The organism is Pseudomonas sp. P4_C3, from assembly GCF_056402075.1.
In genome coordinates this window covers 1-11,037 of record NZ_JBFUIC010000147.1, presented here as the reverse complement: position 1 = coordinate 11,037, position 11,037 = coordinate 1, and the positions used below count along the sequence as shown (strand labels likewise).

Here is an 11,037-nt window from a genome sequence, read left to right as displayed (position 1 = left end):
CCGTCTAAACGAGCCATCTCAGCAGCACAGCGGAGCGCTGATTTCTTCAAGACCGGTAAGAAACTCTAGTTTCTAAAGGATATGTATATATCAAAATCTTGTTCGTGATCTTGATTTTTGGTGTTTAAATATATAGGCCCCGCGCTAAGCGGGGCTTTCTTGTTAAAAAAATAACGCGGCAAGCTCCAAATGCCTATAGTAGTGAAAATGGGTAGTTGATGATCAGCCGGTTTTCGTTGAAACTGTTAGTGCGACCCCAATCGCGGCGCATGGTAGAGGTGCGCCACTTGAAGTTCAGTGTTTTCAGTGGGCCTGACTGGACAGTGTAGGCCAGCTCGCTCTCGCGCCCCCACTCGCTACCATCGTCGGTACTGCCGTTATGTACATTATTACCACTGATGTATCGGTTCATCATTGTTAGGCCGGGCACGCCGAGGGCGGCGAAGTCATAGTCATGACGCAGTTGCCAGGAGTCTTCCTTGGGGTTGTCATAGCTGGAGCTGTAACTGTCGTTAGCCAGCGTACTGCTGCTGGCACCATTGACGCGGAACCATTCGTCGTTGCCCATAACCTTCTGCAGGCCGACGTAAAAGGTGCTGGCGCCGTGCTTGGCGGAGAACATCCCGGAGAAAGTGCGGTTGTCCAGGTCGCCGGCCCTGGCGCTGCCGTCTTCCTTACCCCAGAAGAAGCCAAGGTTGGCGCCCAGCAGCCAGTCGCCAAGCGGCTGGAAGTGCTGTGCCTGCAGGTACTTCTGCTGATAGATGTCCTTCAGCTCTGCGTTCCACAGTCCAACCAAGGTGCGGTTGTCATTGAAGCGGTATTCTCCTCCAGCGAAGTTGAAACGGTCGGACTTGAAGTTGGGGCGAGTATTGAGGCTCATGTCCTCCATGCTTGCGTCGTTACGTGGGCTGTTCTGGCGGAACTGGCCGCCGTAGAGGGTGAGGCCGGCAATTTCCTTTGAGGTAATCTGGGTACCCTGGAAGGTCTGGGTTAGCGAGCGACCGTCGTCGGAACGCAGGATCGGCAGCGCCGGGGCCCATTCGCCAACCTTCAGTTCGGTCTTCGAGGTGCGCGCCTTGCCGGCTACCGCCAGGCGACCGAAGTCATCGGCTGGGCGGCCATCGTTGTGCACTGGCAACAGTTGGGTGCCGGCGGTACCCTTGCCGCCGTCGAGCTTGATGCTGTATAGGCCAAGCACGTCCAGGCCAAGGCCGATGGTTCCCGGAGTGAAGCCGGACTTAACATCGAAGATGAAGTTTTGTGTCCATTCCTCGGCCTTGGCCTGAGCGCTGTCATTGACGAAGTTGCGGTTCATGTAGAAGTTGCGCAGCGTCAGACTGGCTGCGGAGTCTTCGATGAATCCCCCTTCAGCGCCTGACGCTGCCTCCCCCAGAAATCCTGCCGCAATAGACGCAGACAAATAAGTAATCGCCCTATAAGTATATTTGGTCCGAGTAGAGTTCTTATTGTTCATTTTGTCATCTTCCCATGTGGAACCCCCTATCGACGGATAAGGAGAATCCGTCACGCCTGCCTTTGGGGCTGCGTGGTGGCACGTAGGAGCTCTTTTAAAGGATGGTGCACCCACCCGTAACATCAGCTAATCAAGCTTGTCGCGATTGCTCGTGGAACTCTGTCGCTTTGCCCACGGCCTTAAACGGGGGCCAGCGTCTGTGAGGGGGTTATCAGGAACTGCGCGTACCAACACATCCTTAGTACTGAGAATGCGGAATAATGCAGGCGGTGATTGGAGCGAATACCATCACTCCAGCTTGCTGCTGCATTAGTAAGTTACGGCACAGAAAGCTCACCAAACCTTACCATTGCTGCTCAAGAGCAGTTGCCCCGCTCTTGCGAATACAGAGCCGCAGAACATCGCCTCCGCTATGATGAGTATTTGCTGAGGAATTGTTCGGATGGCACGTAGAAATTACGCATCTCGTTATTTTGTCGCGAGGGCGCTATTTATATGTTGTTCCATCGGTCATTCGTAATCCTGAACTCCGGCGGCATGTCGCCCCGCAATATATCCAAAGGTCACTGCTGGTCCCAGGTTAATCCCGCCAGAGGGATAGAGGCCACCCATGATACTTGCCATGTCTGCTCCAGCGGCATAGAGGCCTATGATTGGCTCATTGTTGTCTCTAAGCACTTGGGCCGATGCGTTAGTTCTCAAACCTGCGAATGTTCCGAAGCTGCCAGGTAGTACTTTGACTGCATAGAAAGGACCATGCTCGATCGGTGCCAAACAAGGATTAGGGCCAATATGCAGGGGGTCACCGCTTTTACGATTGAAAGGAGTAGCGCCACGCTCAAAAAGAGGGTCTTCGCCGAGCCGCGCGTGGTCGTTAAAAGAACGAATGGTCTCTGCAAGACCTGTTGGGTCAATGCCACATTGCTGTGCAAGTGCGGGAATTGAGTCCCCGCGCTTTAGATAGCCGCTTCGAATATAGGAGCCGACAGGAAAGGGGAAGGGGCGTGCGTGACCTAGTCCATAACGTCTTTGAAAGCGATGATCGCAGATGAGCCAAGAAGCGACTTCTTGATCTTCTGGGGCAGCAGAAATCATTGCTGTTGTGTAATCGTAGTACCCGTTCGCTTCATTTACGAAGCGTTTGCCATTGGCAAGTACCCCGATACTACCAGGCTTCGCACGGTCGATAATGTGTGGGAAATGACCTGTACTTCCATCCCTATAGACCAGTCGTGACACTGGCGCCCACGCAGCTGGAGAGGCGAGGTCTGTCGCAAGTTCCCCGCCTGCAGATTCGCCAAGCGTGACACCGTCACCACTACAGCTTTCGGGTGGTAGAGCAAGATGCTCAGTGCCCGACGGAGTCCGTGGAAAATACAACTTACGGCGATCAATATCGTTTGGGAAGCCGCCAGTAGCCAACACGACGCCTCTTGTAGCATGAATTTCCATTTCGCCGGTTTGGGTACCAATGACTGCGCCACGAACAGCTCCATCTTCGATAACCAGGCGCTTGGCCGGAGCCGACTCAATCAAAGTGACTCCTAATTTCTCGGCGGACTTTGCCAGACGCGCAACCAGCGCGACGCCATTTACAAGTTGCATCGCGCGACCATGAAATGCGAGATCCAATAAGTGTCGAACGACCCGTCTCGCGACGTGAACCACCGACTTTAGTGAGCGCGTCAGGCTGAGAAATGCAGCAAGATCTGAGCCCGCCATGATTGGCATACCCATCACCGATGTCTCTCGCATTGTTCTTCGCAGACGGTTCATTAGGGGGCCGACTGCTCGACCATCATACGGGGCCGCAATGATCTGGTGGCCCCTTACGGCAGCACCGGGAGTATTGCCATGCATGTCCGGGATTTCGTTTCCGTCGACAAAGCGCAGCTCTGTGTGGGTTTCGAAAAATGAAACCATATTCGAACAATTATTGAGGAAGGCGTCGATACGTGCCTCGTCGTAATGAGAGCCGAGTTCGTTCCTGAGGTACATCCGCGGTTGCTGAGGATCTTCATGTATCCCAGCTCGCTTTGCGAGTGGGTTGCCGGGAACCCACATCCATCCCCCAGACCAGGCGCTAGCCCCGCCGAACACTTCGTCCTTCTCCACGACGATCACACTGAGGCCGTGCCACGCAGCGGTAACTGCAGTGGCCAATCCAGCGGCTCCAGACCCAATCACCAACAAGTCACAGCACAACGCACGCTCTGCCATTTTCGCCTCCAAAAAAATATTCTGAAGAGAACATAATGGAAAAGTGTTCCACTGTCACTGGAAATAAATTCCTGTTTGCGAGAAAAAATATTTTATCCTCGGTGTGGCTGGTCCTGTCAGCCGTTATTTCAAGCGGTCTTGACGCTCGGTCCGAGGCTGGCCAAGGGAGCGTTACGAATGTCTTTCTGAGGGTGGAGCTAGCAAGCATGCTGGTGAGTACTACAAGATCACGTTTCCTTGCTTTTGTGGTAAACCCGTCCATAGGAGGTGGAAAAAAATTCCAGTATGATTGGCGGATTACAATGACTGCATGCACGGAGGTTGTTAATGGTAAGTGCGTCGGATTTACAAGGACCAAGCTATTCCGGGGTGCTAGATCGCGGATTGGCAGTAATTGAGTTGCTGTCCGGGCGGGCGGAGGGAATGTCGTTGACGTCGATTTCGGAGGTTTTACGCATCCCTCGCAGTGCGACACACCGGCTTATGACTTCGTTATCGGAACATGGCTATATACGTCAGGAGCAGGATCGCGGCATATATGTTCTGACAACAAAGCTACAGGTGCTGGCATTCAGGCATCTGGCATCAAGTGGATACATCGACGCCGCTCAGCAGGTCCTTGATCGCCTTGCCGAAAAAACTGGAGAGTTGGTTCGCCTTGCGGTCGAAGACAATGGGCAGTTGATTTGGGTTGCTAAAGCCCAGGGCGCTCGATTCGGACTTCGGTACGACCCTGACATGGGCATGATTTCAAAGCTTTCATGTTCGGCGACCGGGTTCGCCTGGCTGTCGAAAATGGAGGACAAGGATGCCATCGCGGCTATTGAAGAGCAGGGTTACGGAACACCTGGGGACTTTGGTCCGCGAGCGCCACAGACGGCCGCCAAGGTATTGGAGCATATACACGAGGCTCGTAAGCGAGGCTATGCGATTGGGATACAGACTTTTTCGGATTGGATGGCTGCGATCGCGACCGTATTGATTCACCCCCTAAGTGGGAGACCAATAGGTGTGGTGAGCGTGGCGGGGCCCCTTTCTCGGCTGACTGAAGACCGATTACACGAACTCGCTCCTCTTTTGATGGCATCTGCTGAAGAAATCAGTCAGTTGATTCCTGGTTCTCCGTCTCTGATGAGCCCGGGCGCTGCCAGAAAGACAATAAGGGCCTGAACCCGGTCATTTTAGGGGACGTGATAACCTAATCCTTGATATGTTCCGTGACATGTGCCGAGAGGATAGGGGACTCACCCTCAGTAGACTAGTGATGGAAGACCTGTAACTTGGCTGAGGAGAAGGGGGGATCACTTTCATTGAGGGGCAGCCCTTAAAGCGTTCCCGCATTGCCAAGGTTCAGGCAGACATTGATGAGGTCGATGCTGCGCAGAAATCTGCGCATGTTTTACTGCTGTCGAGCTCTAGGCATCATTCGCATCGAATGCAGAGGATAGTCTATTGACGCCGATGCCGAATTGACCCATGTGCCGACGCAAGACTGACCTACCTCCAAAAAGGAAAAAATTCAGCACAGGCAACGGTTCGCGAGGATTAGACTGGGTAAGTGACATTTCGGCAATGGGGTTAATTCGGCGTCGGCGCCAACACTCAGTTGCCGGGCAGGGTGAAGTCATGTCGATTAAATCTGAAATACCCAACAAAGGGCCTCTAAGCGGTATACGTGTAATTGATGCGACTCATATGTTGGCAGGGCCTTATTCAACTTGGCTGCTCGCGATGCTCGGGGCTGATGTCATCAAGATTGAGCGGCCGCAAGGCGGGGACTACACCCGCAGCGTTGCGCCGTTCAAAGACGAGGAAAGTATCTACTTCAATAGCGTCAACCGGAACAAACGCAGCGTCGCGCTGAACTTGAAAGAGGAGGAGGGCAAAGCTGTTCTTCGCCAGTTACTGACGACGGCTGACGTGTTCATTGAAAACAACCGGGCGGGGGCGATGGAACGATTGGGGTTCGGTTATGAAGCCGTGAGTGAGTTGAACCCGCAATTGGTTTACGCCGCAATTTCAGGTTTTGGGCAGGATGGCCCTTATAAACATTTGCCATCTTTTGACGTGGTCGCACAGGCGATGTCCGGCATGATGAGCATTACCGGTGAAGAGTTCGGACCACCTGCACGCGTGGGCATTTCGCTAGGCGATATCGGGTCTGGCTTATTCACCACCGTCGGTGTGCTGGCAGCGCTGGTGGGCAGGGGGCAGGAGGGCGGAAAGGGGGCGTTTATCGATATTTCGATGCTCGATTGCCAGCTGGCAATGATGGAAAACGCTGTTGCACGCTTCCTGCAGGTGGGTGATCTTCCGCGCCGTCTGGGGAGTCGCCACGCGCTGATCGCGCCGTTCCAGGCTTTCGCTACCGCCGACGAACCGATTGCCATCTGTGTTGATACCGAAGAGCAGTGGCAACGGATGTGCATCGCGATGCAGCGACCTGAGTGGATAGATGATCAGCTGCTGCGTGACGGTCCGCTGCGCGCGCAGAATCACGCTCATCTGGAGTCCTTGATGACTTCGAGATTACAAGAGCGCGGCCGTGAGTACTGGATGAAGTCGCTTCAGGAGGCCGACGTACCCTGCAGCCCGATCAACACGGTCGCCGAGGCAATCGCCGATCCGCAGGTGCAACATCGCGGCATGATTGTCGAGGTGCCGGCCCAATCGGGAAACTGCTACGTCAAGCATCCGGTGCATATGCCCTACACCGAAATGGTCGAAGAAAAACCCTCGCCGGGTTTGGGGGAGCACAGTGTCAGTGTTTTGCAGGAACTGGGCTATTCAGATGGACAGATCTCGGCATTCAAAGCTAGAGGAGTGATCTGATCTTTAAGGGGAGCCGCACAACTCTGACGTCCGAGATGCTGTGGAATTGCACGAGTTGGTTGATCCCATGAAGGTGGCGACGTCGCTGTCGCCACGTACGCTGGAAAAGACAGAATCAAGTCTCGTTAGGTCTATGCCAAGGGCGATCGCGTGCGACCGATCAATCCGCTGAACTTGTACATGCTTCGGTAACGCCTCGGCATAATATATCCAGATATTCTTCGGAAATTTTTTCGGGGGGCAAGCGATTTTTCATCGCGCGTTCCCACGCAACGGCCGGCGGCATATTTAATGTCTTATGCTTCCTCTGCACGCCGAATCCTAAAGAAAGCACACACCACCAAAAAGCTGAGTGGACGCTCTGTTTCTAGCTAAGGGGAAGCGTTTACGATCGCTATTCACATATTTGGATAGCGATAAATTCTAATATCATAGCGGTGAAATTTCATCATTTCCCTTATTCAATAAGCGTAGGTTTATCCTCGTAAATTGCCGCAATCATTGAAGTGAGGGAATGATTAGATTGCGCCAATATCACGCCCATCAACTCATATACTTGTCGAAAAGAAGCTTGACCAACTGGCGAAGCCATATATTTCCGGGGTCATGATGATGGCGCGGGTGCCAATACTGTCGCAGGTGCAAGCTGGGGGACTTGATCGGGGTTTTAATTACCTTGACCGCATTGTAGCGTCGGAATGTTTGCCCCAGGTCACCGGGCACGGTTGCGATTAGATTCGGGTTTTTCTCCAGTATCATCGGGACCGTTATAAAGTGTGGGGTTGTAAGGTAAATTTCTCGTTGATGCCCCAATTCGTCGATAAACTGGTCGTAGCGTGTACTACTGTCTGACAGAACGACGGAAACATGTTTCATGCTCAGGAATTGTTCAAGGTCTACTTCGTTACCAGGGTACATGGTACTGACGATAGAGCAAAAAGAGTGTTTAAACAGTTCTTGTTGAAAAAGGTTAGGGTCCTGGATGTAGTGTGATCCTATAGCCAGGTCTGTATCACCTCTCTCCAGTGAGTTAGCTATATGCTCGGTGGGTAGTTGCGATGTTCGTATTCGGCAATGAGGGGCCACCTTCTGAAGTTCTGAAATCAGCCGGGGCAAAAATACCAACTCGCCCATATCCGTCATACAAAGGCTGAAGACCCTGGTGGAAGACATAGGGCTGAAACTGGCCTGCGCCAACAGCCTGTGCTGTACGGCGGATACGATCTCCAGAACTGAATCCCCCATCTCCTCTGCGAAAGGCGTCGGCTTCATCGCATCGCCAATACGGACGAAGAGGGGGTCTTCATAAAACTCCCGGAGACGTCGTAGTGCATGGCTCATGGCGCTCTGCGTCAAACCAAGATGCTCTCCTGCTCGAGATACATTGCGCTCTTTCAGAAGCGCATCGAACGCTAGCAAGAGATTCAAATCGAATTTTTTACCATGAGTACCGCGCATATTCTGTATTAGCTCCATGATCTATGCGCATAGATGATCCACCGCTAGCATGGCGTCAGCAAGATAATTTCAACACCAAAAACAAGAAATGAGGTCGACGTCATGCTCGTTCGTAACGCTTGGTATGTAGCTGCTTGGTCGAGTGAGATCCCGGTCGATAAACTTCTCGCAAGAACGATTCTCAACGTGCCAGTGGTGCTATGGCGTGATACCAACGGAAAAGTGGTGGCTTTCGAAGACCGTTGCTGTCACCGAGGCGCTCCACTGTCGAAAGGGCGCCTAGAAGGCGATCAGCTTCGGTGCATGTACCATGGTCTCCTATTTGATACGGTGGGGCGCTGCGTCGAAATACCCGGACAAGAGCGCATTCCTCCGCAGGCTAAGGTGCGCACATTCCCAATTGTAGAGAAGCACAAGTGGATCTGGATCTGGGTGGGTGATGCCAGCCTGGCGGATCCGTCCCTGATCCCTGATACACATTGGCTGGATGACCCCGAGTGGCGAAGCCTGGAGGGTTACACCTATTACACCACCAACTACCTGCTGATCGCTGACAACCTGCTTGACCTCGCACATTTGCCCTACGTTCATCCGAACACGCTGGGCGGTGACGAGGCGTATGCGGCCTGCATACCTACGGTCGAAAAGCTGGAAAACGGCGTGCGAGTAACGCGTTGGGGTGAAGGAATCAAGCCCGCACCTTTTGTGCAGAAAGTCAAAAATTATCCGGGGTCTGTCGATCGTTGGAATATCTATGACTTCCTGCTGCCGAGCATCTTCCTGATGGATTCGGGAATGCAGCCCAGTGGGCAAAATGCCAAGGCGGGAAATCGCGTCAATGCGGCAGAGTTCCGTAGCACTCAGGCACTGACTCCGGAAACGGACGAATCCACGCACTACTTCTTTTCGYAGCCTCATAATTTCGCCATTGATGACCCCGAGGTGACGCTGGCAATCCACAACCAGGTCGTCACAGCGTTCCAGGAGGACAGCGATATGATTCATGCGCAAGATCGCATGTTGAAGTTGACTTCCGATTTCAAAATGATTCCGATCGGAGCTGATGCTGCTCTTTCGTATTTCAGGTGGCTGGTGGCGAATGYTTATAAGGCTGAGCAGGCGATAAGCAATCCCGTCAAGATCCAGGAGGTCTGAGATGAGCGACTGGAACCGCGTTCGAGTGATGGCGATCGTGAAAGCTGCTGACGCCATTATGGATATCCGCTTGCTGGCCTTGGACTGTCAACCTCTTCCTGTGGCCGACGCGGGCTCGCACATTGATGTTCGCCTGCCAAATGGTCTGATCAGGCAGTACTCCGTTCACCGGTACGATCCTTCGGACGGAAGCTACTCAATTGGGGTCGGATTGTCTGAGCCGTCACGGGGTGGCTCAGCGTTCATTCATGCACATCTGCGAGTTGGCGACCTGCTCGAAATTAGCGCGGTTCGCAATAACTTTCCGCTGGCACACGACGCAAGCACCTATTTATTTATCGCCGGCGGTATCGGCATTACGCCGATTCTTAGCATGATTCGTTGGTGCGATGCGAATGACAAACCATGGCAACTTCTCTATTGCGTCCGATCCCGGTCCCGGGCTGCTTACATCGAGCATCTTCCTCGTGGCGGAAAATTAGTATTTCACTCGGATGACGAAATGGCCGGTCGTCCCGATCTGCAGGCGTTTACTCGACAAGCAAAGGCAACGGACCACCTCTATTGCTGTGGGCCGTCACCGCTCATGAATGCGGTACGGGATGCCGCACAGGCTTACCTGCCTTCCGGCCAGGTGCATTTCGAGTTGTTTAGTGCACCTGAGTCGAATGCACCTGAAAAGGAACAGAACAAAAGCTTCGTAGTGGAACTTGCTCGCAGTGGCATGGAGTTAACCGTGCCAGCTGATACCAGCCTTCTAGATGCACTCGAAGAGGTGGGGATAATGGTGCCTTATTCCTGCCGGGAGGGCCTTTGCCGTACCTGTGAGTGCCGGGTGCTAGCGGGTGAAGTTGATCATAGGGACTATGTCCTCAGCGATGAGGAGCGTGCTTCCAATGCGGTCATTCTGCAGTGTGTTTCACGTGCCAAGTCATCAAGGCTGGTGCTTGATATCTGACTGACACTCCACGTCACTCTTTGATTGGTAGGCAAGAATGAGTAGTTGTGAACTGAATGCTATTCGTAATGAACTGCTCTCTCGAAGAGAAAATCCTCCTGGGTCGCTGCAGCAGGCTCGTATAGGTTTTGACCACTTGTGCAAGCGTTTTTCGCCTCCGCCTGATTGCAGCTCCACGGCGTCGACACTCGGTGGAGTTCCTGTGCGGAAGTTAACCTGTGTGGATTCCCAGCGCTCTTTGCTCTATGTCCACGGTGGTGGTTTCATGGTGGGCAGCGCTGAAGGTTTTGAGGGAATCGCCGGCACGCTTGCTGCCGGTACATCTTCCACGGCTTACGTGGTTGATTATCGACTGACACCTGAACATGCATACCCTGCTGCACAGCAAGATGTTCTGACTGCGTATGCGGCGTTACTCGCTAATTGCGAAGGAGCAAACGATATTGCATTGGTGGGGGATTCGGCGGGAGGCCATTTGATCATGGCCGCCCTGATTCACGCCAGGACCATGGGAATGGAAATGCCAGGTTGCGTGGTGCTGTTTTCTCCTTGGCTGGATCTGGCTCTTGCCGGAGAAAGCATCCATACCAAGATTGCAGTGGACTGCTTTCTTACACCTCAGAAGTTGCAAGCCAGTGCTGACGCCTACCTGGGAGATCAGGTCGAGACTGCTATCTTGGAGGCTGACCTGCAGGGGTTGCCGCCAATGATGATTCAAGTGGGGGAGTGTGAAATCCTTCTTGATGATGCAGTACGTCTGGCGAGAAACGCTGGATCAGCGGGCGTGGACACCAGGCTGGAGGTATGGCCCGGTATGTTTCATGTCTGGCAGGCATATGCGCCGGTGCTCTCCGAGGGGCGTGAGGCGCTCGCCGCTGCCGTCAATTTCATAAACGGGGTGCTGGTACGGCAAGGGGCGTTGGCGGTTGACTCTCGTTGC

8 protein-coding genes are annotated in these 11,037 nt (G+C 53.4%); 5 read left to right on the top strand and 3 right to left on the bottom strand.

From position 1 onward, the window contains the following. Positions 1-193 precede the first annotated feature (193 nt). The gene (locus AC1DVH_RS20190) at positions 194-1,474 is read right to left on the bottom strand and encodes an OprD family porin (protein ID WP_477755286.1); all 1,281 of its coding nucleotides are present in this window, start codon (positions 1,472-1,474) and stop codon (positions 194-196) included. A 510-nt stretch (positions 1,475-1,984) separates the two neighbouring features. Next, entirely contained in the window at positions 1,985-3,694 is a 1,710-nt protein-coding gene (locus AC1DVH_RS20185; protein WP_477755285.1) for an FAD-dependent oxidoreductase, read from the bottom strand. A gap of 327 nt (positions 3,695-4,021) precedes the next feature. Here AC1DVH_RS20185 and AC1DVH_RS20180 point away from each other — a divergent pair, with 327 nt between their 5' ends. Both AC1DVH_RS20180 and AC1DVH_RS20175 read left to right on the top strand, forming a co-directional pair. Further along, complete coding sequence (locus AC1DVH_RS20180; RefSeq protein ID WP_477755284.1) at positions 4,022-4,864, top strand: IclR family transcriptional regulator; 843 nt, start codon at positions 4,022-4,024, stop codon at positions 4,862-4,864. 456 nt (positions 4,865-5,320) lie between these two features. After that, positions 5,321-6,526, top strand: coding sequence for a CaiB/BaiF CoA transferase family protein (locus AC1DVH_RS20175; protein WP_218497867.1), 1,206 nt, complete (start codon positions 5,321-5,323; stop codon positions 6,524-6,526). Positions 6,527-7,069: 543 nt separating this feature from the next. Here the strand turns inward: AC1DVH_RS20175 and AC1DVH_RS20170 are convergent. After that, a complete protein-coding gene (locus tag AC1DVH_RS20170; RefSeq protein WP_056723319.1) occupies positions 7,070-7,984 on the bottom strand; it encodes a LysR family transcriptional regulator in 915 nt (304 codons plus the stop codon). 102 nt (positions 7,985-8,086) lie between these two features. Here AC1DVH_RS20170 and AC1DVH_RS20165 point away from each other — a divergent pair, with 102 nt between their 5' ends. The 3 genes from AC1DVH_RS20165 to AC1DVH_RS20155 form a co-directional block, all read left to right on the top strand. Continuing rightward, a complete protein-coding gene (locus AC1DVH_RS20165; protein WP_477755283.1) occupies positions 8,087-9,139 on the top strand; it encodes an aromatic ring-hydroxylating dioxygenase subunit alpha in 1,053 nt (350 codons plus the stop codon). 1 nt (position 9,140) lies between these two features. Continuing rightward, on the top strand, positions 9,141-10,097 hold the full coding sequence (locus tag AC1DVH_RS20160; protein ID WP_056723315.1) for a PDR/VanB family oxidoreductase: 957 nt from the start codon (positions 9,141-9,143) through the stop codon (positions 10,095-10,097). Between the two features lie 202 nt (positions 10,098-10,299). After that, positions 10,300-11,037 (top strand): alpha/beta hydrolase (locus AC1DVH_RS20155; RefSeq protein ID WP_477755282.1); only part of this gene is annotated, 738 nt, incomplete at its 3' end.

What these genes read in the sequence shown, in the direction of transcription:
- AC1DVH_RS20190 (WP_477755286.1), bottom strand. Translation starts at nt 1,474, where the DNA reads ATGAACAATAAGAACTCTACTCGGACCAAATATACTTATAGGGCGATT.
- AC1DVH_RS20185 (WP_477755285.1), bottom strand. Translation starts at nt 3,694, where the DNA reads ATGGCAGAGCGTGCGTTGTGCTGTGACTTGTTGGTGATTGGGTCTGGA.
- AC1DVH_RS20180 (WP_477755284.1), top strand. Translation starts at nt 4,022, where the DNA reads ATGGTAAGTGCGTCGGATTTACAAGGACCAAGCTATTCCGGGGTGCTA.
- AC1DVH_RS20175 (WP_218497867.1), top strand. Translation starts at nt 5,321, where the DNA reads ATGTCGATTAAATCTGAAATACCCAACAAAGGGCCTCTAAGCGGTATA.
- AC1DVH_RS20170 (WP_056723319.1), bottom strand. Translation starts at nt 7,984, where the DNA reads ATGCGCGGTACTCATGGTAAAAAATTCGATTTGAATCTCTTGCTAGCG.
- AC1DVH_RS20160 (WP_056723315.1), top strand. Translation starts at nt 9,141, where the DNA reads ATGAGCGACTGGAACCGCGTTCGAGTGATGGCGATCGTGAAAGCTGCT.